Source organism: Flagellimonas oceani (genome assembly GCF_011068285.1).
In the GTDB taxonomy this organism is placed as follows: Bacteria; Bacteroidota; Bacteroidia; order Flavobacteriales; family Flavobacteriaceae; genus Flagellimonas; species Flagellimonas oceani.
Genome location: NZ_CP049616.1, coordinates 1,594,356 through 1,620,388, shown reverse-complemented (window position 1 = coordinate 1,620,388; position 26,033 = coordinate 1,594,356). Strand labels below are relative to the sequence as shown.

The window sequence follows — 26,033 nt, the reverse complement described above, 5'->3', positions numbered from 1 at the left end:
ACAACTTTTTTTGGGTTGAAAAGAACTGGGTTAATTTTCTTTCAAACTGCTTATAGTTTCATCAGCTTTGGAGGATTCCATAAAAATAGATCCAACCTGTTTGTAGACCATTCTGGTTCCACATACGTTCAACGCATAAGTAGCTCCGTGGAGTCCTTTTAGCTTCTCCAGTATTTCGATGTTTTCCGTGTCACATCCTTGTTCTATGGATACAGTCTTCAATAAGTTTTTCTCTGTTGTCCCAAACATTGTTCTATTGACCGAACCGCAGGAAACAAGAATAAAAAAAATGAATAGTGACGATAGAGCTTTCTTCATAAATCCAAGTTTTAAATTTTATTAAAATGACAAATGCATATTAATAACTAAATATATTTAAATATATTTTATCAAAAGTGAAATAAAATTATATGTGCCTATGAGCGTCAAATAGTGAGTCACTATGTCCTGATATTGGGATATGGATTTTCGTGACGAAGAAAGAAGAAAGAAAGAATCGGAATACAAAAACAGATTGGGTAGAAAACTCAAGGAGCTTCGATTAAGCAAGGATATGTCTCAACTTGATCTAGCCCTTGAAGCAGATTTAGCCAGAACTCAAATAAGTAGGATTGAAAATGGGCAGGCCAGCCCAACGGTTTTGAGCTTTCTTAATATAGTCAACGCATTAAACCTTTCCAAGGACCAAGTATTGGAATTGATGGATTTAGCTTAAAAAATTCTTTATGCTGCTTTTTTGTCTTGTTCGGTATCTTCATCATTATTGTTTCCCGATACTTTTGAGAACTCCTTTATATTTTCCTTAAGTTGTTTTTTGTCTAATGAGAAGAGATTTTCATTTGGTAGGAGTTCCTTTCTTTTGGGTTTCAACATCTCATTGAAGAGTTCTTCCACCATTGCTTTTTCTGGGTTGACTTTGTACCTCTTTCCATCGATTGTCAATTGACAGAGCCCTTGGTTGTCCACGCTCATTGGTTTAAATTCCCCTATAGAGTTCTTCTTGCAAATTTCACCAAAGTTGTTGACGGTGTAATTTCCCATCAAAGGGAAGTAGATTTTATTGTTGGTTTTCAATAGATAGTATTTGTTGTACTCTACACCGTTGATGTCATATCTAAATTTCTCCTCATCTCTTGGCCTTGGCTGTACCAGTTTTTTGATACCTTTCTTTGCCATGGCCTTTTCCTCCTTCAAAAGTGGGCTGTAGCTCCTTGCTATGGTCGGCTCTGAAATGTCAATAAGCTTTGCCAAGTTTTCATTGGTGGGCTTACCATATTTTTCTGAATCCCAATTCAAAAGAAGTGTCCTTAATTGACCCAACCTTTTGGACATGGTAAATTCATGCTTGGCCTTACCTGTCAAAACATTGTACTCATCCGTATCCAATTCTATTGATGGGTCGATTATCCACGCCCTTTCAAGTGTGACCTGCTTAATGGCCCTATCATCCTGAAGCATTAGTTTTATGGTATCCTCTACCAACCCCTCTGTCATTATCGTGGCAAACTCCATGAGTATCTCATTCTTTACCCATTGAGGAATTGACAACTTTCTATCCAATATATCGAACTGCCTAACGATGTCGTCCATGGTAAAGTCGGGATTACAGTACATAAGTCCCACAAAAGAATTCATTATGTAGCTCACCCCCCAATGGTCGAAAAAATCTTGATGCTCGGATATGGTTCCGAAGGATTCCAATTGGTTCAATCTTACCTCGATGAATATCTTCTTGGGCTGGAAAACTTCATACTGTTTTCCCTGCAAATCGTATAGATGTAGGTTGTTGAAATATATTTTTTTGGAGCGCATTTATTTTTGGCGTTGCCCGAATCCAGAACCAAAAAATTGGTTCATGTACCACCGTGGCTATGCGTATAGCTCGGATTGGCGTACCCCTTGGGGTAACTCTAAAGATTCAGAAATTAAAAGTCCGCAAGATACAGAAAAAATGTTAAAAAAACAAATATTAACAAAATATATTTTCATATCTCATTTATTTTACTATACATGGATTGGAAGAATATCTGAGAATATCGAAACCCTTAAATTTCCAATAATGTTTTACTCCTAAACCCTTGTATTCACTGGCGCTATGAAAAAATCAATTAAAAACTTGTGTAAATCAACTTAATCAATTTGCTTATTGTTCCACCTCGACACCAATAGTGGAAAAACCAAAATGCCCCGTAGATTAGTTAGTTTACGGGGCAAATAAGGGTAATTTTCCCCTAAAACATGTAGGTTTGCTCACTAATATATACTAAGGGAGCAGATATACATAAAAACAGGCTTTTTTGCATAAAAATGCCCCGTAGAACTAATTTTCTGACCTTAAATTGGGTGTTGACCAGTACATGGGGTACGCATTACGGGGCAATGATACCAGTAAAAGCCTTGGAGGACACACAAAGCTGTTCATGCTTTATCTGGGAACCAATTAAGCTATTCAGTATTTATTGTTGGAAAACTCCCCACCTCTAGCTATGGTGTACGTCTAGTGAGCAAATCTACATGTTCGGTACCCAGCAAGACATTGTTAACAGCTTTATAAATCCCACTTTAATGGGTATATTTGAGTATGAACGACATAGAACTTAATGAGAATATAAAAAGGTGTATTGGTCTTAATCTCCCAGAGATTATCACAAAGGCAATGGAAGTACCCTATATTCTCACCAACGAGGGAAAATCGATTGGTGAATTGCAGCTTAAGGGTGCCGAACTTTACTTCAGACCATATGAACGGTTCAAACCCCATGCACATATCATAGAGGATTTCATTAGTGATGAAGATTTCAAGGAAAAGGTGAAAAATATCTGTTCCCTTGTTATCCAATTCAGGAAATCGGAAACCCAAGGTTACAAGAGAATAGTTTCGATAAAGGAAAAGGACTACCATTTACTATTGGGGTCACATATGTTGGATGCTATCATAGAATCTTTAAAGGAAAACTATGACGGTGAGCTGCATTTCAAGATCATGGAAACAAATGAACTAATAAGAATTTAATGTGCTTCTCAACCTCACTAAGAAAGGAAAAGCGGGTCATTGAAATGGTCAGGGCCACTGAGATCCAGTTCCACATCGAGTTCAAGCCGTTTTTCCGTGCAAATGGTTTTGCCCATCCAAACCTTTGGATAGTGAAGCAGGATGAGCAGGACAAATTGTACCCAGCAACATGGGGATACGTTCCGCCGTTCGCATCCGATGACCCAAAGGGCTTCTATGCCAAATACAACACGTTAAACGCCAAGAGCGAGACGATCTTCACCTCAAACACATACAAGCACTCAATTCACGACAAACGCTGTCTGATCCTCTCTGACGGCTTCCACGAGCCTCATAAGGTCAAGAACGTTTCCTATCCTTACTTCTGCCGCTACTTCGATGATGCCATGTTCTGTTTCGCTGGGCTGTATTCAGAACTGGATGACGGCAGCCTCACCTGTACCATCATAACGATGAATGCCAACGAACAGTTTGAGAAGATCCACAACGTGAAGAAACGGCAGCCGCTGATCCTACAGTCAAACTTGGAGGATGACTGGCTGGATGACATACATGAGCCACACCTGAAGGATTTGATGAAGGAAGGTTTTACGACCAAGCCAATAGAGGCATACCCAGTATCACGGGACATTTACAAGAGGAACGTGGATTCAAATAACCGCCTTGCGATTGACAGGGTGGACTACCCAGAACTGAACCAGCAAGATACACTCTTCTGATATTAACAATCATTTGTTCATATTCTATAAATTCGGATTTCAAAAATTTTAAACAAAACTTTACCTTTGATGAAAGAATTCTTTATTTTTCTCACAAGTTTTTACTTGGATGGAATCAAATAAAAAACGCCATTGCTGGAACAATGGCGTTGAAAATCAAGGTTGAAGTCTATCACTACTCAGCTAGGATAAGGTAAATGAACCTATTTTACGGCTAATGAGACCGTCTTCGCCCACTTGATTTTAGAGTAAATTAAGCCCGACCTTCTGGTTGGGCCTTTCTTCACGGTAAATTTCTGACTTTCTTTGTTATGCTTTTAGTTTTCAGCGATTAGCTTCTTAACACTTTTATCAACATTTGCCTTTTTGAGGGGCAAAAACCCTTGGGAACAAACGTAAAACAAAGGCTCCGTAAAAAGTCCGACAAGTGTCATTTCGGCAAAATCTTTTTCCACCACTTTATCAACATTTCTTTTCAATGACATGGAATAATTCCTAATTTTGGGATTATTTCCAAATATATGTATGCACTTATCGATTGCAACAATTTCTATGCTTCCTGTGAGAGGGTTTTCAACCCCTCGCTCAATGGTAGACCAGTAGTGGTTCTCTCCAACAATGACGGGTGTGTCATAGCCAGATCGAACGAGGCCAAGGCAATCGGAGTGGCAATGGGCGCACCATATTTCCATTTGAAAAAGCTTTTTAAACAATACAATGTCAAGGTGCTTTCCTCCAACTACGCACTCTATGGTGACATGTCCTCTAGGGTTATGGCAATATTGGCAAGGTTCACGCCAGAGATCGAGGTCTATTCGATTGATGAGGCATTCCTTAAGTTCAACGGTTTCCACAGGTATGACCTCCACAGTTATGGATCAGAGATCAAGAGAACCGTGGAACGGTCAACGGGGATCCCGATCAGCATCGGTATGGCCCCTACCAAGGCACTGGCGAAGGTCTCCAACAAGATTGCAAAGAAGTTCCCTGGGCAAACCAAAGGTGTCTATGTTATGGAAGATGAGGGCAAGCGGCAAAAGGCCCTGAAATGGCTCCAAATCGATGATGTCTGGGGCATAGGAAGGCAGTATACTAAAATGCTCCAATCAAACAATGTAAAGAACGCTTTGGACTTCACCAACCTGCCCAATGAATTTGTAAGGGACAGGATGAGCGTGGTCGGCCTGAGGCTCAAACGTGACTTGGAGGGATTGGAGACATTGGCACTGGAACAGCCCGAAAACAAAAAGGCCATTGCCTGTACACGCTCCTTCGATACGATGTACACGGAGCTTGGTGACCTACAGGAGCGCATCAGTACGTTCGCCTCTGTGTGCGGGCGCAAGCTCAGGAACCAGAAATGCAATTGTGAGCTTATCCAAGTCTTCATCAGTTCCAACCAGTTCAGGGAGGATCTTCCCCAGTACCATGGCAGTATTTCGGTAAGGCTCTCCTACCCCACCAATTCCACCATTCACCTGACCAAGGCTTCCCTTGTCGGGCTGGAAAGGATATTCAGAAAGGGCCACCACTACAAAAGGGCTGGGATAATGGTGATGGGCCTGACACCAGACACAGGAAGGCAGCTCAACATGTTCAGGCCAATAGACCATAGACAGGGGCCGCTGATGAAGGCCATTGACAGGTTGAACCTGATGAACGGGTATGACCTAGTGCGCTTCGGCGGCATGGATCTCGAAAGGAAATGGAAGATGAACCGAAACCACCTATCACCCAATTACACCACAAGAATAGATGACATCATTAAAGCTACTTCCTAACATCAACTGCGGATTCCCCTCCCCAGCGGAGGATTTCACGGAACTGCGGATCTCACTGGATGAACATTTCATCAGGGACAGGGAGGCCACGTTCTTTGTCAGGGCCAACGGGCATTCAATGGAACAGGATGGTATCTCCGATGGTGATCTATTGATAGTTGACCGTAGCATCGAACCCTATGATGGCTGTGTTGCGGTCTGCTATGTGGACAGCGAATTCACGGTAAAGCGTGTGGTAAAGAAAGCCGATAAGGTATTGTTGGTAGGAAATAGAACTATCGAAGTTGAAGAGGGATCGGAACTTTATGTTTGGGGGATCGTTACCTATGCTGTCAAGAAAATTAGCTGACAGGAAAATCAGCTATATTTGGATATGGGAGTAAAATTCATCAAAATCTTTATCGATGAAATGGTCACTTTGGAAAAGCTGGACGGCGAAAGAATCCAAGGCATTATCCAATCCTCTAAAAATGACATTCAACAAATAGAGGGGCTTTCAACTGACTTGCAGGATTTACATGAGATACTTTTCACCGTCAAGTTGGAGGGAAAGGAAAGGCTTGATTTGCCCATAAAATTGAAAGACATCCACTCCATTGAAAGAATGGATTAATTTGAAATGGAATCAGATACTTGGGCTTCCAACATCATTTCGGCCTTGTAAAGCTCTTCCTTCAGCTGACCGTTCTCTTTTTCCAATTGCTGGGTTCTGGTTTTGTCCTCCATGATCTTGACATTTTGGGTACTGAGCAATGATATTATCCCAAAAACTATACTTATGATGATAGCACCAATTGCCAGACCTATGGAGATATTGGACTGCCTTTTGGCTTCGGCAGCTGTTTTTCGGGATTCGACTAATTCTAAATATTCCTGATACTGAAAAGCACCAGAACCTTTTAAAAAAAACAAGTTGTTCAAAAGATTATGAAGGTTGACATCATGGTCTTTGACATGATAGTGCTTGGAGTTCTCATTTCTAGTCAAATAATTTTTAAATTCCAGATTGTTGTTGATATGGCTCCAACTTGGCCCCTCACAATCAAAATTATCTTGGAACCATTTAAAAAATGTGATTTCCGCTTCTTTTGAAAACACTTTTTCCTTTGTCCCGTGCAATTCGTAAACCAGATCAAAATAGGAAATTCCTTCATTTTCATGGGCAAGACCTATTTCCATTGCCTTTATGTATCTGTTCGGTTTCATCAGCTTATCAATTAAATTACAAAGAATTTGTTCTTTTCTATTTCAATCAATTTTAAATAAACTTTTTCCCCTTTAACCTTGTCCACCAATCCAGTAACAATATATTTATCACCTTCCTTGGCACTTTTGATAATTGGAAATTTCTTCAGGTCAGTTTTGAAGTTCACAAAAAGAAATCTTTCGTAAAAACTCATCACCTTTACCACCCTCCCCATTTGGTACGTTTCGGCAATTGCATAGAAACTCACATGCCATTTGACCTTCACACCTTTATAGCTTGACTTGAACTTTTTCTTTTGAAGTGGGGTGACATTGTTGTATTCTTCCAGTATCTTATCAAAGCTGACATCCTCCACAGGCATTTCTTTTAATTTCTTCTCTTTTCTATCCTGCAAGTAATGGGCGAACTTCCAAACCAAGAACACAAACCCTACAAGAGTTATGACGGCAGTTGCCACCTTCCAATATTCCATAATCTAAACGTTTTGAGGTCAGCAAGATAGACCCATATTCCAATTTCGTGAAATTTATCTTACTTCGGTTCTCAACACTTTTATCAACATCTGTGCAAAAAAGAGGGGCAAAAATAGTGCTTTGATTATTGTCGTATCTTTGCATAACATCCTGAATTAATGGGATGTACGCAAATCTTATTTATATGAAAGCATTTAACCTAACGATGATAATAGAATTGGAACAGGGTAAGCTTACTGGGCAAAAGCTATTGGATGTAGTTATCTGGGCAAAAGATGAAGTAACGGCACGTAAAAAGGGTGATATCCTTGTCAAGGAATATGACAAGGTAAGTAATTGGCCTAAAGTTTTAGGGTCTTATACCTTGGGGGTTTCGGTAAGGGAAATGAGTTTTCCAAGAAATGATTCCTAGACCAGTAGAATTAACTACATATCGTTAAAGGTTCAAGTAAATATCCCTTATTTCCTCAGCCCTTATCCCAAGGTACTTTCTTGTTATGGCAGGGCTTGAATGGCTGAATATCTCGGATAGGTACAACAGAGCCTCGTCACTCTTTCCATTGTTCTCCCAGACCCTACGACCAAACGATTTCCTTAAGGAATGACTGGATACGTTCTTGGGTGTTGGGAAGTGCTGCTTCATCAACCTATTTACATGCTGCACGGAGTACACAGAGCCTTTCTGTGATGTGAACGGATGGCCTCCTTTGTCATAGGTCAGATTGTCCACAAAGTACCGCAGAGCCTCTTTGATGTTGTCGTTCACTTGAAGTGTACGCTGCTTTTTGGTCTTACCCTCAACAATGGTGAACTCATCCCTTTTGAGTTGGTCAAATGTGAGGTTGAGCAAATCATCGATCCGTAGTCCCAGATTGATGCCACATATTACCAATAGCCCGAAGTTTGGGCTTTCACCCGACCTGATTAGTTTCTTTGCGGTGGCCGTGGCCTTATCGAATTCTATGTATGTGCTTCCTGTCATATCAACAAATATAAGCCCCTTGCCACGTTGTAAGGGGTGGAGGTTAAACTTTCTCGCCTAGCATCCTAAGCATTTCTTCTGCTGTTCTTCTTTTGTCGGAGTAGACATATTCCCCAACTCTTTCCTTTTCTGCTTCGATGATACTTCTTAGTTTTTCGGCTGTCATAGTTGTAGTTTTTTATAGGGGGTCGGCCTTGGTTGTCCAAACCCCCAAATCAATGTTTAAAAATTCGTATGCAATTCAGTCCCCATATCATAGTTCACATAGTTGCCGTAAAACTTTTGATAACCATTCTTCAAAGAATCCCTAAGAAACTTTTGGGCATCCTTCTTGGTATCGAAACTGTTTACCCCAATAGTTTGGTCAGGGGTATCATAAGCTCCTGTTCCCGTTCTTCCGTATTTGATTGTTTCTACTGTGTACATGATTACTGATTTTGATACCACAAATATAATGTTCATTTACATAACTAAACAAGTAAAACTGAACATATTCGATGAACTGCACGATTGTACCCCTTACAAACACTCATAATGTTCATTAAGGTTATAAGTGAACATTTTTGTTTTCCTATTAGGGATTATTGAAAGATCCTCAAAGAAATGGCTGTTTCATTGACAGGGTATGGTAAAATCCCCGTGGTTTTATTGATTCGGGATGAGGATAATGTAACAAAAACCTGATTTGGCTGAGGATCATAAAAAAGCCCCCTAAGTTTGACCTAGAGGGCAGTCATCAAATTGTAAATTACCAGTTTTCAAACGATGACACTGGCAATATAATGAATTTTCCCCGTGTGTGCGTTAGGGAGATCGGGATGGGGCCTCTACCTTTATCAAATCCCCCACAAACTTTGCATTAAAGTATTGATTGCTATTCCCCTATAATATTGAGGATCAAGTTGAACGGGGGCCAGAATGGTTTTCCCCCTACTCTCTGGGCATAGATCCTGAGTCCAAAGTCCTTGTTCTCCATTGCCACCATTATATAACCTCCAAATAATAGGTTTGGGTTGGAAATGTCCATCTCTTTGATCTTTGATTTCCTGTATACGTCATAGTGGAGGGTGAATGCTTGGATGTCGTCCTTAAGGTGTATTATTATGTCTTTGGTATTATCAAGTTTTTTATGGATGGGGAGTTTGTCGATCTGAACTGGTGCGCATACCATTACCAGCCTTGAAACCTCTATGTCATCGAAATTGATCCCTTTATTTCCATCGGTCAGTTTATTGCCCTTCTTGTCCTTGGAGTGTATGGCCCCGCTGTGGTGGTGTGATAGATGGTCACGTTTGAATTCCGAAATCTGATAGTCGTTGAAGTCTATTTTGCCGTCCCCCCTCTCCTGTAACGGGGTATTTGGGATTCGGACGGGTTCTTCTGCATCGCTGTAAAAATGGAAATAGAAGGAATTGTCCCCCTCTGTATTGCTTATGGAGAAGTTCATGTACTTGTAGTACTTTCCATTGTATTCAAATATTATCCTAGTGTAGTGTCTCTTCACTTATGGTTAGGGGTTGTCATTGAAAAGCTTTTAAGGTTTTGCCGCCCGCTTATCAGTTTTTCATGTGGCTTGATCTCTATTATTTCCCTTTTTCTGGTTGTCCTTTTCATCTGCCATGGCGGTGATGGCATTCAGCTTCAGTTCCCTTTCATGTCGGTGTATGTACCATTCCTCAAATAGCATTTCTATCAGTCCTATCAAGAGTTTTGCTTCTTTGGGGTCTACTTCTATTATTAGGTTGATGTCCTTCTCCATGTGTGCGCCGATATTGCCGACCTTCCTTACCGCATCTATGGATTTCCATGTCAAGGGGTCTATTTTTTCTTCCAGCGCATTTATTTCATCGATCAACCTGTTTTTACTGATTCCCCAGAAGTCACGTATAATCCCTTGCAAGCACCTTCTGGATAATGTCGCCGAAGCCTTTGGGCTTAGTTCAAGGATGGCACACGCCTCTTCATAGTCATCTGTTAGGGGCTTAGGTATGTATTCAGGATAGGATTTAGCAAAGGAATTGGGCAAAAGGTTCCATTGATTTACTAAGGACAATTTTAGCCAAATATGTGAAATATGGTCATGTTCTGTATTGTAGAGCTTGGCGGTAAGTGTTATTTTCTTGCAGTCTTCATTTGGGCAGACAATCCATTGAAAATCCAATCTTTTGTGACCGCTTGGATTCTCTATTTGCATTATCTCATAACCCTCACGATGATTGTCACGGTTTATTGTTGTCTTGCTTGCGCAATACGGACATGTCCAATTAAATGCCATTCCCTTAAAATTTAACTTATTTAGGACTAAGATGCTGAAAAACAATTTATGTTCCAAGTGATCTGCCAGTGAAAACATCATGATGGATCTTTGGCCCACCAGTGACCGCCTCGAACTTCTTTCTGAACTTGTGGTACTTCTTCAATATGTTCTGTCCCGATGGATATGGGCTGTAATCGATCATTTCCTTTATCGGGAATATGGTCTTTGTCACCGTGTTTCCCGCAAAGTCCTGTAGGTCGTTGATGATATAGGTCTCATTGGGTATGGGTATGTTGAAGGCCACCTCTATTAAAAAGAACTTTCTGGCGTGGTCGAATGTCACCTTTATCTGTTTGATGTACTTGCCGATGATCTCCTTCTTCTCTGAAAATGGGATCGAGCTGTCGATTATCTGTTTGTTGCTCTTCAACTCGGCATTTGCCAGACTGTCCCTCCAAAGCCTTTCATTGTACTGTCTATAATACTGGTCATTGCTGTCGCCCATCCATACCTTTGGCATAGGGATGTCCTTCTTGATCTCGGTGAGAAAGCGTTTTTCGTCATTCAGCAATTGCTGTTCCTTTTCAAGGGCCTCCTGTAGCTCCATTTCCATCTGTAGCTTGGTTTCCAAGCTGTTCTTTGTCGAGATATAGTTTTCCTTGTCCACTAGCTCCTCAATGAGGTTCTGGTAGTTGCTGGCGATCTTCTTCTTGATGTTTTTGATGGATTTTTGGTTCTCTTTAAGCTTTAGGGCATTTGCTTTTGATCTTTCTTCGCTGCCGCCCTTCTTAAATGCTTCCTTTACCCTTTGGTACATTTCGCCGTTCCTGAAGAAATTGTCCCAGACAAAGTTCTCGAACACCTCTAGGTTCAAGGCCCTGTTTCGGCAGTCCTCCAACCTTGATTTTCTGCTGGCACATAGATAGTAGGCCCATTTGGTGTTGCTGTTCTTCCTTCCAAAATAGTTCTTGCCGCATACACCGCAAACGATCATTCCTTTGTTGAGTAAATACTTGTGGTCAACGCCCCTGCCAGAAAAAATCCTGTTCTTCTTAAGGTTGTCGTTTACCTTCTGCCAATAAGTCTCATCGAACATTGCGGGTACCTCGTACTCCACCCCACCCTGAACCCTTACACCTTTATAGTATGGGTTCTTGATGATGTCCAATACAGTGTTGGAGGCCCAGAACTTTTTGTTTCTCTGGGTGGGGATGCCTTCTTCGGAAAGCTCGTTGGCAATTACTTTGGTTCCCTTCCCGTTCAACGAATCCTTATAGATCCTTTTGATGAGCTTTGACTGCTCTGGATCGATCTCGACCTTGCCGTTCTCCCCTTTTCTATATCCTATTGGTGGTCGCCCCTGAACCATTCCGTTCTTTGCATTCCTTCTGAGTACAGATTTGATTTTCTCAGAAGTCACCTTAGAATAGTATTCGTCATAGGATGCCTTTTGGGTGTAGAACATGTACTGTTGTGGGTCGGAAAGGTCAATTGCAGCTCCATTGTCGTAGAGAATTACCTTATTGTCCTTCAGTAGGTCTGCAAATTTCAGCCAACTTTTGGTATTCCTTGCTGCCCTAGAGGTTTCCCAAATGAATATTCCTGTGAGCTTGCCCTTTTCGATGTCGGAGATCATTTCCTTGAACTTGGGCCTTTCCGCCGAAATATCGGCTCCTGATACTATCCCCTCATTGTAGATTTCGTAGCTTGAACCAAGCCTTTCAGCAAGTTCTATTCCAAGGAGTTCCTGCTCCCTGAGGGACTTCTGTTTGTCGTGGTCAACTGATTTTCTAATGTAGATTCCAAGCATGATTTTTTGTTTTATTGTTCGCTTCAAGACGACGATAAATAAAAAATTTGTTGGGAAGATATATAGAAGTTTACCAACATACAATTAAGCCTTTGTGCCCCTGGGGTAGAAATTCTTAAGATCTTGACGGTTCCATTTGGCACATCCCACAAAAAACTTGGTATCCGCACCGGTTTTGTTCTTTTGGAGAACCACTGGCGTTTCAGGGTGATTAGGTGGTATGGTAAAATCTATGTTTTCTGGATGGTCTACTTTTCCGAATTTCATTTTGAATTCAATTTGAGATAAAAATAAGGCTTTTGGTCCGTAAACGATTTAATACATTTTATCTGTTTTTTCGTTATATTTAGTCATGAAACATTTTCACAGACCTTCTAGATTACCTAAACTATTTAGATTTTGGGTGCTGATTGAATTTTCAATCTGTTTATTGTGCCTTATCGTTTACTGGATTTCAAAATTGATTTAGGGTGCCTTTATTTTTCAGGTCCGAAGTTGTTCATAACATCGTTGACAACTATTGCCATATTTAAAAGTGTGCGATTCATCATTCTGTAATTTTATTAAAAATCACAGCCATGGATTCACAATCCGACCGCAGATTGGACATTCGTCCCACAATTTCAGCATCACATTTTAACAGCCAAATGGGTTTTGATGAGCATTTTCAGAACAAGACCCTTCGTCCTGTGATCAAACTCCAAAATGATTTGTTGGTAGAGGCATTCAAGAATTATGCGAACAAGCATAAGGGTGTTTTCTACGACCTTTCTTTGGAAAAAAAGATGCAGTACATCGAAAGGGCCATTCAAAAGGACATCAAATTCAGGAATTCTTTAAAGGGAATGATCATTGGTCAGTTTACCGTGGAGGAATACCGCAATTACATTACCAATTCTTCCGCCCTGAACAAACGGATGATGAATATGGTGGTGGAACGCCTCAAAGACCAAATTCAACTTTTGGAGGAAGAAGAGGCGCTATTCCAGAATTGATTCCCCGTTAAGGTTGGTGGTGAGGATATCGCTCATCAAATCAAAATAAGGGCGAATGGCCTTAAAGGACTTGTCCACTTCATCCAAAAATGATGGCGAGAGCACTTCTTGGTCCGATAGGTTGCGGATGAAAATAAATTGTTTTTTTCGGATCAGGTCAATGTCCGGATGCGCTTTATCGAATCCTTTTGGAGCCGTTTTTAACTCATCGCCACGCAATTCACCCCAAATTTCTTTCAATGCTTTTTGGTTGATGACTTTACGGAACTCCTCCGCATCCATTTCCAGTTCTTTTCGAATACGAAACAGGTCTTCCTTGTTCGGGTCCCAGAATCCCGTGGCCAAAAAGGACTCCCCTGGTTTTATGTGAATATAGTAACCACCCCGTAAATGTGCCCCCAATCGGGAAAAAGAACCCGCAAAGTGACTTTTGTAAGGTGTTTTGTCCTTGGAGAACCGCACATCCCTGTAAATCCGGAACAGCTTCATTTTTTCAATATCATCGTGTTGGCTTAAGTTTGCCTTTGCAGCTTCTAGAAATGACTTTACCTCGGACTTATGTTTTTTGAAATCAGTTTTATGTGCTTCAAACCACTCTCGGTCGTTGTTCTTTTTAAGATCATTCAGAAAATCAAAAACACCTTGGGATATTGTAATATTGGAAGCCATATACCGATAATATGTTATTTTTAAACTAAAGTTAGCCTTTTATATCTTCGTAGCGTTAGGATTTGTCTAATTTTAAGACAATATAGAGCAGTATGGACAAGGATAAAATCATCGCCGAACTCAACAGACATAAAAAACTGCCTTACCTGGATTATAGGTTAAAGCAGGAAACCGAAGATTTCACCGACACGCTTTTTTACACCTTATTTGATGCCAACACACCTGTTGCCGTCAATTTGGAGCTGTTGGAGAATAAATTCAACCAACTTATGGACATGGCCTGTTGGGATTTGGAAAAACCTAATGAAGAACTGTGGAACAATTATGTTTCCCATCTTCCACAAATTCTTGAAAATTTGAATTTGGATGCAGAGGCCATATTGAATTGCGACCCTGCTTCCCTCTCCCTTCAGGAAATATACATGGCCTATCCCGGTTTTTATGCCATTGCCATTTATAGGTTGGCGCACGAACTTTATGAAGAGGGCGTGCCCTTGATTCCACGGATGATGACGGAATATGCGCACAGGCAAACTGGTGTGGATATTAATCCCGGAGCTAAAATCGGCAAATCCTTTTTTATTGACCACGCAACAGGTGTCGTAATCGGGGAAACAGCCATTATTCATGACAATGTAAAAATTTACCAAGGAGTAACCTTGGGAGCACTCTATGTGGCCAAGAATTTGGAAAAGACCAAGCGTCATCCGACTATAGAAAACAATGTGACCATTTACGCCAACGCCACTATTTTGGGAGGGGAAACCGTGGTTGGAGCCAATTCCGTTATCGGCGGCAATGCTTGGATCACAGAATCCGTACCCCCTAACTCGACCGTTTATCACAAACCAGAAATTAAAATAAAGACAGCCCCAAATGTCTAACAGCATACTCGACCTTATCGGAAACACCCCAATGGTGGAATCCAAAGTACTGAATACCAATCCAAACGTTACAATCCTATTTAAGCTCGAAGGGAACAACCCTGGCGGAAGCGTAAAGGACCGACCTGCTTACAATATGATCAAAAGTGGTTTGGAACGTGGCGATTTTACCAAGGAAACCAAATTAATCGAAGCCACAAGCGGCAATACGGGCATTGGCCTGGCCATGATCGCTGGTCTGTTTGGGCTTGATATTGAACTGGTAATGCCCGAAAACTCTACCAAAGAACGGGTACAGACCATGAAAGCTTATGGAGCAAAAGTCACTTTGACCCCTGCCGATGTAGGCATTGAAGGGGCTCGCGATTATGCCGAAGCCAAAGTCAAAGAAGAAGGTTTTCAAATGTTGAACCAATTTTCCAACGATGACAATTGGAAGGCTCATTATAAAACCACTGGGCCGGAGATTTGGCGGGACACCAATGGCGAGATTACCCATTTTGTGTCCAGTATGGGGACTACCGGCACCATTATGGGAACTTCCACTTACTTGAAGGAACAAAATCCCAACATCCAGATTGTGGGCGTGCAACCTACTGACGATGCCAAAATTCCGGGCATCCGTAAATGGCCCAAGGAGTATCTACCCAAAATATTCAATCCAGACAAAGTAGATACCGTGATGGAGGTCAGCGAACAAGAAGCCACCGAAATGGCAAAGCGATTGGCCAAGGAAGAGGGCATATTCTCTGGCATGAGCAGTGGCGGAGCCGCTACCGTTGCCCTGCGCTTGGCCGAAACCTTGGAAAGTGGTACCATTGTATCCATTGTTTGCGACCGCGGGGACCGTTATTTGTCCTCGGACCTTTTTGAGTAGCAGTAGTCACATTGTTTACATATCAATTTTCAGGACTTTCATGTCGGATTTTTAAGGTTATCCAACATTGTTTGCGGGTCATCGATTTCTTTGAAATACTCGATTTAAATACCCGTTCTTTATGCTGTTTAAGTCCCAAATCCAAAGCTTAAGATGAATACGCTTTCAAAAATCATTACCTGGAAAAGAAATATACTGGCTAGTGCGGTTGTACTATTCACCTTGATCGTATTGAGTTTTTACGGTGTTTATACCAATCAATTCTACTTTTTAAAAGCCGACAACTATATTTTTCCCATACTCACTTCTGTACATTTTCTTTACCTGTACGTTATTTGGTTTAAAATTACCGAGGATGAGTTGCCTGACCCTAAAATGCGAAATATTGAGTATGTGCTCTATGCCATCATGATTGTGTACGTTTTTAAGGTATATGACAGTATTACGGTTCTGAATTCCATCAAAACGTATGGTGAACATGTTATACCCGCCACATTTAAACCCATGGCAACTCTTTCTGTAGTGCTTTACAGTATTCTGCCGATTTTAACGCTTTACTCATTTTGGTTGAGAAAACGCTATGTTGGCAGCTACAACTTTGAAAACTACAACGACAACCTAAATATTTGGCAATAGTAGTTTAGAGCCCTCGGATGTAACTTCCGTAGAGGTCTTTAAACTGATACCCTTGCTGAAAGCGGTGTTTGCTCAGTTTTTTATGGGCCACCAATCCCCAAAGTACCAATTCCTTTAGGAAATAGGCATCTTCTTTTGAAACTTCAGGCTGATATTCTTTCATTAGGTTGTTCAGCGGGCCAATGGAATCCAATTTGGATTTGTAATCGGCTTCTTTTTCGTCATCCAATAAATCAAAACCTTCACCTTCAAAAAACCAAGTTACCAGTTCGTCATATTCATTTTCTTCCTCTTTTCGCTGAAGCTTTTCAATTTTAGGAAAATAGCTCGGGAATAGGGTTTTCGTAGCATCTTCAATCAAATTCTCGGCTACGGAGCCTGCTCCCTCCTGCTCTCCTTCGTAAACAAGTTCTATTTTTCCAGTGATGGAGGGCACAACGCCCATAAAATCACTCAGACGAACCGTGGTTTTTTTATCACCGGCAACAATGGCCCTGCGCTCGGCTGTACTTAAAAGATTTTCAAAGGCCGTGATGCTCATACGGGCACTTACCCCACTTTTGGCATCCACATATTCACTCTTTCTGGCCTCGAAACTGATTTGCTCCAATAAATCCATCGCAATTTCGGGCACATGCACAAAATCGGACTGACGTTTATCCAGCTTCGCCTCCTGCTTTGTTATTTTCTTCGCAATCTCGATACTCTCTGGATAATGGGTCAAAATTTGAGAACCAATTCTATCCTTCAAAGGAGTGACAATGCTTCCCCTGTTGGTGTAATCCTCAGGATTGGCAGTGAACACAAACTGAATGTCCAAATGCAAGCGCAGTTTGAATCCTCGAATCTGTATATCCCCTTCTTGTAGTATGTTAAATAATGCTACTTGAATCCTTGCTTGAAGATCGGGAAGTTCGTTAATCACAAAAATACAACGGTTGGCCCTCGGTATCATCCCAAAATGAATCACACGATCATCCGCGTAGGACAATTTTAGATTGGCCGCCTTTATCGGGTCTACATCCCCAATCAAATCCGCTACGGTAACATCGGGTGTGGCCAATTTTTCGTAGAAACGTTCATTCCTATGCACCCAACTGATGGGAGTATCATCACCTTTTTCTTTGATGAGCTCCGTGGCATATCTAGAAATGGGCGCCAATGGGTCATCGTGGATTTCAGAGCCCTCCACAATGGGCATCCATTCGTCCAACAGTTGCACCATCAAACGGGCCAAACGGGTCTTTGCCTGCCCGCGCAAGCCCAATAAATTAATATTGTGACGGGATAGAATCGCTCTCTCCAATTCTGGAATTACGGAGTTTTCATAGCCCCAAACACCTTCGAACACTTGTTCACCTTTGGATATTTTCTCCAAAAGGTTTTCCCGAAGTTCGTCCTTGATGCTTCTGCTCGTATATCCCGCTGACTTTAATTCACCTAGCGTTGTAATATTGGTATAATCCAAATTCATATGTTGTGTTATCCTTTAATTCTTCTTTTTCTATTTTGTTCGTAATCTTCAAAAATCATTTCGCCCAAACCCTTTAGTCCTGTATAAAAGGCTTTCCCCTTGTTCGCTTTGGTAAATTCACGCACAAACTGCATCAAATAAGGGTCTTCTGCAATCATAAAAGTGGTTATGGGGATATGAAGTTTCCGGGCCTGTTGGGCCATGGCATAGCATTTTTCAACGATATATTCGTCCAACCCTACGCTGTTTTTGTAATAATCTCCGTTCGGAAGTCGCAAACACGATGGTTTTCCGTCGGTAATCATAAAAATCTGCTTATTGGTGTTCCGTTTTCTACGGAGCATATCCATCGCAAGTTGCAATCCCGCCACGGTATTGGTGTGGTACGGCCCTACTCTTAAATAAGGCAAATCCTTGATGGGAATGGGCCAAGCATCATTTCCGAACACCAAAATATCCAATGTATCCTTTGGATAACGGGTCGTGATCAGTTCAGCAAGGGCCATTGCCACTTTTTTTGCGGGTGTGATTCTGTCCTCGCCGTACAAAATCATACTATGGCTGATGTCAATCATCAGCACGGTACTCATCTGGGCTTTGTGCATCGTGTCCTCCACGACCAAATCTTCTTCACTCAAGGAAAAATTATCCAATCCGTGGTTTACTTGGGCGTTCTTGAGACTTTCCGTCATACTGATACGCTCCAACGAATCCCCAAAACGGTATTCCCGGAACTCGCCTGTATGCTCATCGCCTTTCCCGGATTTTCCTGTTTTGTGGTTTCCGGAACCACTTCGCTTGATTTTTCCAAAGATTTGGTCCAAGGCGCGTTGTCGGAGCATGCGCTCCAACTTGGCGGTAACGGACAGGCTTCCGCCTTTGCCGGTTTCATCCCCTTGTTCGCCTTCGCCGCCCTGTGGATTATCCATATCAAATTCCTCACGGATGTATCCCTTGGCCTTAAGGTCTTCTATAAAATCATCGATGGTGTAATCGTCGTCGGTAAGTTCGTATTCCTTGTCCAATTCACGGAGCCAATCCAGAGCCTCCTCCACATCACCCGAAGTGTGGGTAACGAGTTCTTGAAAAATCTCAAAAAGTTTTTCGAACGGAGTTTGGTCCGGCGCTTCGTAATTGGTAAAACGAAACCCTTTTCTTGTGTTCATAGCCATTACATAAATTTACGGTATTTCGCTGTAACGACTAAACGTTTAGAAAAAACTTAACGGATTTGTTTAATGACGCTTTTCCAGTACTTGGGCAATATCGTCCAGGGAATAGCCTTTGGCTTGCAACAGAATCAAATAGTGAAATAGCAGGTCGGCGCTTTCATTCAAGAAAAGTTCCTCGTTGTCGTCTTTGGCCTCTATCACGGTTTCCACAGCCTCTTCCCCAACTTTTTGGGCAATCTTGTTGATGCCTTTTCGGAACAAGGAGGCCACATAGCTATCCGGATTCTCTTGGTCCTTTTTTCTGGATTCGATGATGTTTTCAAGTTTTGACAAGAAACCATACCCTTGAACATTTTCTTCGGCCCAGCAGGTGTCTGTTCCTGTGTGGCAGGTAGGCCCAACGGGATTCACTCTAACCAAAAGCGTATCCTTATCACAATCCACTTTCATATCCACAAGGTTCAAAAAGTTCCCGCTTTCTTCGCCTTTGGTCCATAAACGCTGTTTGGAACGGCTGAAAAATGTGACTTTTTGGGTTTCCTTGGTTTTTTCAAACGCCTCTTGGTTCATATAGCCCAGCATCAACACATTTTTGGTGTTTGCATCCTGAATGATGGCTGGTACAAGTCCGTCTGAATTTTTATTGAAGTCTATTTGCATTATTATATCCTTACAGGAATTCCTTCTTCCCTTAATTCTTTTTTGAGTGTATTGATTTCGATTTCCTTAAAATGAAAAACGCTTGCAGCCAAGGCAGCATCCGCTTTGCCATCTTTAAAAGTATCCGTAAAATGTGATATGTTTCCCGCACCACCTGATGCAATCACTGGAATGTTCACTAGGTCTGACAACGCTGCCAAAGCTTGGTTGGCAAAGCCTCTTTTGGTACCATCGTGGTCCATCGAAGTGAACAAAATCTCCCCTGCACCACGTTCTTCCACTTCTTTCGCCCAATCAAAAAGGTCAATTTCCGTGGGAACCTTCCCTCCCACCAAATGGACTTTCCATTGTCCGTCTATTTGCTTGGCATCAATGGCAACAACGATACATTGAGAACCGAACTTGGCGACCAGTTCATTGATCAATTCCGGTCTTTTAACCGCAGATGAGTTGATAGAAACCTTGTCAGCTCCATTTTTTAAGAGAATATCCACATCTTCCACGGAAGAAATCCCGCCGCCCACGGTAAAGGGTATGTTGATGGTCTCCGCTACGTGATAGACCAATTCCGCCAAAGTCTTACGTTTTTCTTCGGTCGCTGAAATGTCCAAAAAAACCAATTCATCGGCACCTTCTTTGGCATAAATGGACGCCAGTTCCACAGGGTCACCTGCATCGCGAAGGTCCACAAAGTTGATTCCTTTTACGGTTCTACCGTTTTTGATATCGAGACAGGGTATGATTCTTTTTGTAAGCATTTATTTTTCTTTGATTGCACTAATGCGATACTACTTTTAAACCAATAATTGAAGCAATCAAGGTGGTTATAAAAAATAGTCTCCAAAATGTTGCGGGCTCTTTAAAAACAAAGATACCAAACAGTACGGTCCCCACGGCACCGATTCCGGTCCATACAGCATATGCGGTACCTATTGGCAATTCCTGTGTGGCTTTAACCAGCAAAATCATACTTATGGCTAAGCAGACCACAAACCCTATGTACCAATACATCATTTCCGTGCCCGTTGTTTCTTTCGCCTTTCCTAAACATGCTGCAAAGGCAACTTCAAAAAAGCCGGCAATTATCAATAATATCCAGTTCATAGGCTTTATTTACAGCGCTAGCTTTCGTTCTTGGCATTCAGGTTGACACCTCCATAAAAGCCCAAATCCCGGTTCTGCAAAATTTTGGTCCAAAGTGCTATTTGACCCGTGTGATAGGATAGGTGCTCCGTGACATGGATAATGTTGCCCACACCGGAAAAATTAAATCCTTGTACGTTTCGTTTACGCAATAATTCAGTGAGCGGAGCATCGTAGAACGCCCTTTTGGCATCGGAGATAGTGTCCTCCAATTTTTTAATGAGTTCCGTTTTGGTATAACCTGAATCCGTTGAGAATTCTTCGTCCCTTATCCGTTCATCTTCTAAATTTTGAATGGAAGCAATCCCATATTGGGTAATGTTTCCACATAAATGCAGAATGAGGTTGGCAATGCTGTTGCTGGATTCATTGGGCTTTTCCCATACCTGCTCTTCCGACAACTGATCCAAACAAATTTTGATCATACGAAGGCTCTCGTTCATACGGTAGCCCGCGTTCCAAACCAATTCTTCCTGGAGTTCTTTTTCCTTATCCATTTTCAAGAATATAATGTTCCAATTGCTTTAAACTGATCTTGCCTTCATAAATGGCTTTGCCAATGATTGTGCCTTCACAGCCAATCTCTGCAAGTTTGGGGAGTTCGTCAAAGGTGGAGATTCCACCACTGGCAATTAAATGTAAGCCTTTTTTGGTTTTTGACAGCATTTTTTTGTACAACTGGAAGGCAGGACCTTGTAGCATGCCATCCTTGCTGATATCGGTACAGATAACATATTCAATTCCTTCGGATTGGTATTCTTGAACAAAGGGAATTAGCTCCAAATCAGATTCTTCCTGCCAGCCGGATACCGCTACTTTTTCATCTTTGGCATCGGCTCCCAGAATGATTTTTCTGGCGCCATAGGTCGATAACCAGCTCAAAAAGGTTTCCCTGTCCTTCACCGCAATGCTTCCACCGGTAATTTGGTGCGCACCGCTCTGAAATGCAATATGTAAATCATCTCCGGATTTTAGTCCACCCCCAAAGTCAATTTGTAAATTGGTTTTTAAGGCAATGGTCTCCAAGACTTTGTAGTTGACAATATGCTTGGACTTTGCGCCGTCCAAATCCACCAAATGTAAATGTTGAATACCGTGCGCCTCGAACTCTTTCGCGACCTCCAACGGATTTTCGTTGTATATTTTTTTGGTGCTATAATCGCCCTTGGAAAGTCGCACACATTTTCCGTCAATAATGTCTATGGCTGGAATGATTCTCATACTGCAATATTTAGAAAATTTTGAAGGATTTGACTGCCTACATCGCTACTTTTTTCGGGGTGGAACTGTACACCGTAAAAATTAGCTTTCTGCAAAGCAGCACTATATTCCACATCATATTCAGAAGCGGCAATGGTTTCCGAACCAATCGGGGCATAAAAGCTATGCACCAAATAGATATAGGATTTCTCGGGAATATCGGTGAACAATTTGCTTTTTAAGTCTGAAATTTGGTTCCAGCCAATTTGTGGCACCTTCACTTTGTTGGAGAATTTGACCACATCCAAATCAAAGATGCCCAAACCTTCGGTATTTCCTTCTTCGGATGAATGGCACATCAACTGCATACCCAAACAGATGCCCAAAACCGGCTGTTTCAGCGTTGGAATCACCTTGTCCAATCCAGTTGCCTTTAATTTTGCCATAGCTGAACTGGCCTCTCCCACTCCTGGAAAAATGACTTTATCGGCATTTCGGATTTCATCCGCATCGTGGCTTAAAACCGCTTCGTAACCTAGCCGCTTTATGGCAAACATAATGCTTTGGATATTTCCGGCACCGTAATCAATTATAACAATTTTCATCTACAGCATTCCTTTAGTTGAAGGTAAAACCATTTTCTCCGCATCGCGCTTTACCGCCATTTTTATGGACTTGGCAAAAGCTTTGAAAATAGCCTCGATTTTATGGTGTTCGTTGGTGCCTTCTGCTTTAATGTTCAAATTGGCCTTGGCTCCATCGGTGAACGATTTGAAAAAGTGCATAAACATTTCGGTGGGCATATCCCCCACTTTTTCCCGCTTGAATTCAGTGTCCCAAACCAGCCAATTGCGTCCACCAAAATCAATGGCTACTTGGGCAAGGCAGTCATCCATTGGCAAGGCAAAACCATAGCGTTCAATGCCCAGTTTGTTGCCCAAGGCTTTGGAAAACAATTCGCCCAGCGCTATGGCGGTGTCTTCAATAGTGTGATGTTCGTCCACTTCCAAATCACCATCCACTTTTATTTCCAAATCCATTTGTCCGTGACGCGCCAATTGGTCCAACATATGGTCAAAAAATGCCAAACCGGTATTGATGTCACTTTTTCCAGTTCCATCCAAGTTGATTTTGATGTATATGTCAGTTTCATTGGTTTTTCGGGATATTTCCGCCACCCGGTTTTCCAATTTTAAAAACTCGTATATTTTTTCCCAATCATTGGTTTCCAAAGCGATGTAGTTATCCAGTTCTTCGCGCTTCACCGTGATTTCTCCAGTGCCCAAATGGGTTTCATCATTAATAAAAATTCCTTTGGCGCCCAAGTTTTTGGCCAACTCCACATCGGTCAAACGATCACCGATGACAAATGAATTCTCCAAATCGTACTCCTCGGAAAAATAGGAGGTCAACATTCCCGTTCCAGGTTTACGGGTGTCCGCATTGTCCTTTGGGAAAGTTCTGTCAATAAATACATTATCAAATACGACCCCTTCATTTTCAAAGGCTTTGACGATAAAATTGTGCACCGGCCAAAAGGTGTGTTCAGGGAAAATATCGGTACCCAGCCCATCTTGATTGGTGATCATTACCAATTCGTAATCCAGTTCCTTGGCAATTTTACCCAAATAGGTAAACGCTTTGGGATAAAAAATCATTTTTTCGAAGGCATCTATCTGCTCATCAACAGTTTCCTTGATAATGGTTCCATCACGATCAATGAATAGTACTTTTCTGCCCATCAGTTCAATTCTTTTAAAATAGCAATCAGTTTTTTGTTCTCTTCTGGTGTGCCTACCGTAAAGCGCAGTGTGTTTTCGCAGAGCGGTTGGGTACTTCGGTTGCGTACCACAACCTGTTTTTCCAACAATTGTTGGTAACGTTTGTTGGCATCATCCACTTTGGCCAATACAAAATTGGCGTCGGTTGGATATAATTCCTTTACAAATTCCAAACCGTTCAATGCTTTAATCAATTCTTCCCTTTCATCCAATATCTGCTGAACCTCTTGCTTGACCAAATCTTGGTTCAAAACACGTTGCAAGGCCTGTTGCTGCGTCAATTGGTTGACGTTGTAAGGCGGTTTGATTTTGTTCAACACACCAATAATCTCTTCCGATGCATAGCATATCCCCAGTCGGATGCCCGCCAGCCCGTAGGCTTTTGACAAGGTCTGGGTCACAATCAGATTCGGATAGGTTTTAAGTGCAGATAACCAACTTTCATCTTTTGAAAAATCGATGTAAGCCTCGTCGATGACCACCAATCCACTGAAGGATTCCAATAGTTTCTGAATCCCTTCTTTTTTGAAAGCATTACCGGTTGGATTATTGGGCGAACAAATGAAAAGTAACTTGGAATTGGCATCAACCACATTCTGGATTTCATCTACATTGGGTTCGAAATCAGTTGTCAGCAACACTTCTCTGTTCTCTACGGCATTTATTCCCGCAAGTACTTTATACATCCCGTACGTGGGGGGCAGACTGATGATATTATCCTGATTGGGCTCACAGAACGCCCTAAAAATCAAATCCAAGACTTCGTCGCTACCGTTTCCAAGCAGAATTTGCCTTTCCGACAAACCTTTTTGCTCGGCCAAGAGTGATTTAAGGCTTCGCTGATAAGGGTCTGGGTAACGATTTACGCCATTGTCAAAAGGGTTTTCGTTGGCATCCAAGAATAGCATCTCAGAACCATCGGAAACATATTCATCACGTGCGGAAGAATATGGTTGTAGCTTACGAACCGATTCTCTGACCAATTTATTTAAATCAAACCCTTCCATTATTTTAAACTTTTTAATCTAAGGGTCACCGCATTTTTATGCGCTTGCAATCCTTCCGCTTCGGCCATCAATTCTATGGCACTTCCGATACCTTGTATGCCTTTTTCCGATATTTTTTGAAAGGTCATACTCTTCATAAAACTATCCAGATTTACACCGCTGTATTGTTTGGCGTAACCGTTGGTAGGCAAAGTGTGATTGGTGCCAGAAGCATAATCTCCGGCACTTTCGGGGGTGTAATTTCCAATAAAAACAGAACCTGCGTTCATCGTATTTTCCAAATAGTAACTCTCGTTTTCTACGCAAACAATGTAGTGCTCGGGACCATATTCGTTGATGAGACCCAAAGCCTCTTCGTCGTTTTTTACCAAAATCAATTTACTGTTGCCAATCGATTTGCGAGCGATTTCTGCTCTTGGCAATTCCTTTATTTGATTTTCGATTTCTTCCTCAACTGCACCAATCAGTTTTTCTGATGTCGACACCAAAATCACTTGACTATCGACCCCGTGCTCGGCTTGACTCAATAAATCAGAGGCTACAAAGGCGGGATTAGCAGAATCATCTGCGACCACCAATAATTCACTGGGACCAGCTGGCATATCGATTGCCACCCCATATTTGGTTGCCAATTGCTTTGCCACGGTCACATACTGGTTCCCCGGACCAAATATTTTATAGACTTTTGGAATGCTTTCCGTGCCAAAGGTCATTCCTGCAATGGCCTGAATGCCTCCAACTTTAAAAATTTGCGTTACACCACACAATTGGGCCGTGTATAAAATCGCTGGATTGATTTCACCATTGGTATATGGTGGAGTGCAAAGAACTATTTCCTTGCATCCCGCCAATTTGGCTGGAATGGCCAACATTAAAATGGTCGAGAACAAAGGGGCTGTTCCTCCCGGAATATACAACCCTACTTTTTGAATAGGGCGTTTTTCCTGCCAACAATCCACCCCGGGCATTGTTTCGATTGCAACTTTGGTTGTTTTTTGGGCTGAATGGAATTTTTCAATATTGGATTTAGCCAAATTAATGGCTTGTTTCAAAGCATCTGAAACGTTTCCATTTGCTGTTTCTATTTCAGTTTCGGTCACTGAAAGGGAATCCAAAGCAACTTTATCAAACTGGGCCGTATATTTTTTGATGACCGTATCACCATCAGCTTTCACCTCTTTGAAAATGCTGTTGACCACCGCTTCAATATCGGAAACGGTCTGCGTGGGACGCTTTAAAATTTCGTCCCAATCACTTTTATTTGGTTTGACTATTTTCTTCATTTTACACCCC

General features: G+C 41.8%; 33 protein-coding genes and 1 pseudogene. 11 read left to right on the top strand and 23 right to left on the bottom strand.

Features of this window, described 5'->3' with window-relative positions; translation table 11 throughout:
* Window positions 1–30: 30 nt before the first annotated feature.
* Window positions 31–318, bottom strand: coding sequence for a prefoldin domain-containing protein (locus GVT53_RS07550; RefSeq protein ID WP_166248072.1), 288 nt, complete (start codon window positions 316–318; stop codon window positions 31–33).
* A 142-nt stretch (window positions 319–460) separates the two neighbouring features.
* On the opposite strand from GVT53_RS07550, the gene GVT53_RS07545 reads away from it, so the two are divergent.
* Window positions 461–715, top strand: a complete 255-nt coding sequence (locus GVT53_RS07545; protein WP_166248071.1) for a helix-turn-helix domain-containing protein — start codon at window positions 461–463, stop codon at window positions 713–715.
* Between the two features lie 8 nt (window positions 716–723).
* Here the strand turns inward: GVT53_RS07545 and GVT53_RS07540 are convergent, their stop codons facing one another.
* Window positions 724–1,812: a hypothetical protein gene (locus tag GVT53_RS07540; protein WP_166248070.1), complete on the bottom strand. Its 1,089-nt coding sequence runs from the start codon at window positions 1,810–1,812 to the stop codon at window positions 724–726.
* Window positions 1,813–2,656: 844 nt separating this feature from the next.
* Here GVT53_RS07540 and GVT53_RS07535 point away from each other — a divergent pair.
* From GVT53_RS07535 to GVT53_RS07515, 5 genes are all read left to right on the top strand, one after another.
* The gene (locus GVT53_RS07535) at window positions 2,657–3,013 is read left to right on the top strand and encodes a hypothetical protein (RefSeq protein WP_166248069.1); all 357 of its coding nucleotides are present in this window, start codon (window positions 2,657–2,659) and stop codon (window positions 3,011–3,013) included.
* A complete protein-coding gene (locus GVT53_RS07530) occupies window positions 3,013–3,732 on the top strand; it encodes an SOS response-associated peptidase (RefSeq protein ID WP_166248068.1) in 720 nt (239 codons plus the stop codon). Before GVT53_RS07535 ends, GVT53_RS07530 begins: the two co-directional genes overlap by 1 nt.
* Before the next feature lie 521 nt (window positions 3,733–4,253).
* Window positions 4,254–5,513 (top strand): Y-family DNA polymerase, encoded by a 1,260-nt coding sequence (locus tag GVT53_RS07525; protein WP_166248067.1) that lies wholly within the window; start codon window positions 4,254–4,256, stop codon window positions 5,511–5,513.
* Entirely contained in the window at window positions 5,488–5,862 is a 375-nt protein-coding gene (locus GVT53_RS07520) for a LexA family protein (RefSeq protein WP_166248066.1), read from the top strand. The genes GVT53_RS07525 and GVT53_RS07520 overlap by 26 nt, the downstream gene beginning before the upstream one ends.
* 24 nt (window positions 5,863–5,886) lie before the next feature.
* On the top strand, window positions 5,887–6,126 hold the full coding sequence (locus tag GVT53_RS07515; RefSeq protein ID WP_166248065.1) for a hypothetical protein: 240 nt from the start codon (window positions 5,887–5,889) through the stop codon (window positions 6,124–6,126).
* Here GVT53_RS07515 and GVT53_RS07510 read toward each other — a convergent pair.
* Window positions 6,123–6,719: a hypothetical protein gene (locus GVT53_RS07510; protein ID WP_166248064.1), complete on the bottom strand. Its 597-nt coding sequence runs from the start codon at window positions 6,717–6,719 to the stop codon at window positions 6,123–6,125. The two genes, GVT53_RS07515 and GVT53_RS07510, sit on opposite strands and share 4 nt — an antisense overlap.
* 11 nt (window positions 6,720–6,730) lie before the next feature.
* On the bottom strand, window positions 6,731–7,192 hold the full coding sequence (locus tag GVT53_RS07505) for a hypothetical protein (protein WP_166248063.1): 462 nt from the start codon (window positions 7,190–7,192) through the stop codon (window positions 6,731–6,733).
* Window positions 7,193–7,377: 185 nt separating this feature from the next.
* Here GVT53_RS07505 and GVT53_RS07500 point away from each other — a divergent pair, with 185 nt between their 5' ends.
* Entirely contained in the window at window positions 7,378–7,605 is a 228-nt protein-coding gene (locus GVT53_RS07500; protein ID WP_166248062.1) for a hypothetical protein, read from the top strand.
* A gap of 24 nt (window positions 7,606–7,629) precedes the next feature.
* On the opposite strand, the gene GVT53_RS07495 is transcribed toward GVT53_RS07500, so the two are convergent.
* The 7 genes and pseudogenes from GVT53_RS07495 to GVT53_RS07470 form a co-directional block, all read right to left on the bottom strand.
* Window positions 7,630–8,175 carry a tyrosine-type recombinase/integrase gene (locus GVT53_RS07495; protein ID WP_166248061.1) on the bottom strand — a complete coding sequence of 182 codons (546 nt, stop codon included), beginning with the start codon at window positions 8,173–8,175 and terminating at the stop codon, window positions 7,630–7,632.
* 43 nt (window positions 8,176–8,218) lie between these two features.
* The gene (locus GVT53_RS21155; RefSeq protein WP_258537649.1) at window positions 8,219–8,341 is read right to left on the bottom strand and encodes a hypothetical protein; all 123 of its coding nucleotides are present in this window, start codon (window positions 8,339–8,341) and stop codon (window positions 8,219–8,221) included.
* 56 nt (window positions 8,342–8,397) lie between these two features.
* Window positions 8,398–8,601 (bottom strand): hypothetical protein, encoded by a 204-nt coding sequence (locus GVT53_RS07490; RefSeq protein ID WP_166248060.1) that lies wholly within the window; start codon window positions 8,599–8,601, stop codon window positions 8,398–8,400.
* 448 nt (window positions 8,602–9,049) lie between these two features.
* Window positions 9,050–9,622, bottom strand: a complete 573-nt coding sequence (locus GVT53_RS07485) for a hypothetical protein (RefSeq protein ID WP_166248059.1) — start codon at window positions 9,620–9,622, stop codon at window positions 9,050–9,052.
* Window positions 9,623–9,739: 117 nt separating this feature from the next.
* Complete coding sequence (locus tag GVT53_RS07480) at window positions 9,740–10,450, bottom strand: DUF4145 domain-containing protein (protein WP_166248058.1); 711 nt, start codon at window positions 10,448–10,450, stop codon at window positions 9,740–9,742.
* Between the two features lie 46 nt (window positions 10,451–10,496).
* Window positions 10,497–12,242: a recombinase family protein gene (locus GVT53_RS07475; RefSeq protein WP_166248057.1), complete on the bottom strand. Its 1,746-nt coding sequence runs from the start codon at window positions 12,240–12,242 to the stop codon at window positions 10,497–10,499.
* 90 nt (window positions 12,243–12,332) lie between these two features.
* Window positions 12,333–12,509, bottom strand: a pseudogene (locus GVT53_RS07470) (DUF72 domain-containing protein); the annotation flags it as partial.
* 311 nt (window positions 12,510–12,820) lie between these two features.
* On the opposite strand from GVT53_RS07470, the gene GVT53_RS07465 reads away from it, so the two are divergent.
* Complete coding sequence (locus GVT53_RS07465) at window positions 12,821–13,237, top strand: glyoxalase (RefSeq protein ID WP_166248056.1); 417 nt, start codon at window positions 12,821–12,823, stop codon at window positions 13,235–13,237.
* Here GVT53_RS07465 and GVT53_RS07460 read toward each other — a convergent pair.
* The gene (locus tag GVT53_RS07460; RefSeq protein ID WP_166248055.1) at window positions 13,223–13,906 is read right to left on the bottom strand and encodes a DUF2461 domain-containing protein; all 684 of its coding nucleotides are present in this window, start codon (window positions 13,904–13,906) and stop codon (window positions 13,223–13,225) included. The genes GVT53_RS07465 and GVT53_RS07460 overlap by 15 nt on opposite strands.
* Before the next feature lie 92 nt (window positions 13,907–13,998).
* On the opposite strand from GVT53_RS07460, the gene epsC reads away from it, so the two are divergent.
* The 3 genes from epsC (at window position 13,999) to GVT53_RS07445 (ending at window position 16,303) form a co-directional block, all read left to right on the top strand.
* A complete protein-coding gene (gene epsC, locus GVT53_RS07455; RefSeq protein WP_166248054.1) occupies window positions 13,999–14,790 on the top strand; it encodes a serine O-acetyltransferase EpsC in 792 nt (263 codons plus the stop codon).
* Entirely contained in the window at window positions 14,783–15,667 is an 885-nt protein-coding gene (gene cysM, locus GVT53_RS07450; RefSeq protein WP_166248053.1) for a cysteine synthase CysM, read from the top strand. Before epsC ends, cysM begins: the two co-directional genes overlap by 8 nt.
* 153 nt (window positions 15,668–15,820) lie before the next feature.
* Window positions 15,821–16,303, top strand: coding sequence for a hypothetical protein (locus GVT53_RS07445; protein WP_166248052.1), 483 nt, complete (start codon window positions 15,821–15,823; stop codon window positions 16,301–16,303).
* 4 nt (window positions 16,304–16,307) lie between these two features.
* On the opposite strand, the gene GVT53_RS07440 is transcribed toward GVT53_RS07445, so the two are convergent.
* From GVT53_RS07440 to hisD, 11 genes are all read right to left on the bottom strand, one after another.
* Window positions 16,308–17,777, bottom strand: a complete 1,470-nt coding sequence (locus GVT53_RS07440; protein WP_166248051.1) for a magnesium chelatase — start codon at window positions 17,775–17,777, stop codon at window positions 16,308–16,310.
* An 8-nt stretch (window positions 17,778–17,785) separates the two neighbouring features.
* Window positions 17,786–18,949 carry a vWA domain-containing protein gene (locus GVT53_RS07435; protein WP_166248050.1) on the bottom strand — a complete coding sequence of 388 codons (1,164 nt, stop codon included), beginning with the start codon at window positions 18,947–18,949 and terminating at the stop codon, window positions 17,786–17,788.
* A gap of 63 nt (window positions 18,950–19,012) precedes the next feature.
* On the bottom strand, window positions 19,013–19,609 hold the full coding sequence (hisIE, locus tag GVT53_RS07430; RefSeq protein ID WP_166248049.1) for a bifunctional phosphoribosyl-AMP cyclohydrolase/phosphoribosyl-ATP diphosphatase HisIE: 597 nt from the start codon (window positions 19,607–19,609) through the stop codon (window positions 19,013–19,015).
* 2 nt (window positions 19,610–19,611) lie between these two features.
* Window positions 19,612–20,367, bottom strand: a complete 756-nt coding sequence (hisF, locus tag GVT53_RS07425) for an imidazole glycerol phosphate synthase subunit HisF (RefSeq protein ID WP_166248048.1) — start codon at window positions 20,365–20,367, stop codon at window positions 19,612–19,614.
* Between the two features lie 19 nt (window positions 20,368–20,386).
* Entirely contained in the window at window positions 20,387–20,713 is a 327-nt protein-coding gene (locus GVT53_RS07420; RefSeq protein WP_166248047.1) for a DMT family transporter, read from the bottom strand.
* A gap of 17 nt (window positions 20,714–20,730) precedes the next feature.
* Entirely contained in the window at window positions 20,731–21,249 is a 519-nt protein-coding gene (locus GVT53_RS07415) for a DinB family protein (protein ID WP_166248046.1), read from the bottom strand.
* Window positions 21,242–21,973, bottom strand: a complete 732-nt coding sequence (hisA, locus tag GVT53_RS07410) for a 1-(5-phosphoribosyl)-5-[(5-phosphoribosylamino)methylideneamino]imidazole-4-carboxamide isomerase (protein ID WP_166248045.1) — start codon at window positions 21,971–21,973, stop codon at window positions 21,242–21,244. The genes GVT53_RS07415 and hisA overlap by 8 nt, the downstream gene beginning before the upstream one ends.
* On the bottom strand, window positions 21,970–22,557 hold the full coding sequence (gene hisH / locus GVT53_RS07405) for an imidazole glycerol phosphate synthase subunit HisH (RefSeq protein WP_166248044.1): 588 nt from the start codon (window positions 22,555–22,557) through the stop codon (window positions 21,970–21,972). Before hisH ends, hisA begins: the two co-directional genes overlap by 4 nt.
* Complete coding sequence (hisB, locus tag GVT53_RS07400; RefSeq protein WP_166248043.1) at window positions 22,558–23,694, bottom strand: bifunctional histidinol-phosphatase/imidazoleglycerol-phosphate dehydratase HisB; 1,137 nt, start codon at window positions 23,692–23,694, stop codon at window positions 22,558–22,560.
* Complete coding sequence (gene hisC, locus GVT53_RS07395; protein WP_166248042.1) at window positions 23,694–24,740, bottom strand: histidinol-phosphate transaminase; 1,047 nt, start codon at window positions 24,738–24,740, stop codon at window positions 23,694–23,696. The genes hisB and hisC overlap by 1 nt, the downstream gene beginning before the upstream one ends.
* Complete coding sequence (gene hisD / locus GVT53_RS07390) at window positions 24,740–26,023, bottom strand: histidinol dehydrogenase (RefSeq protein ID WP_166248041.1); 1,284 nt, start codon at window positions 26,021–26,023, stop codon at window positions 24,740–24,742. The genes hisC and hisD overlap by 1 nt, the downstream gene beginning before the upstream one ends.
* Between the last annotated feature and the right edge of the window lie 10 nt (window positions 26,024–26,033).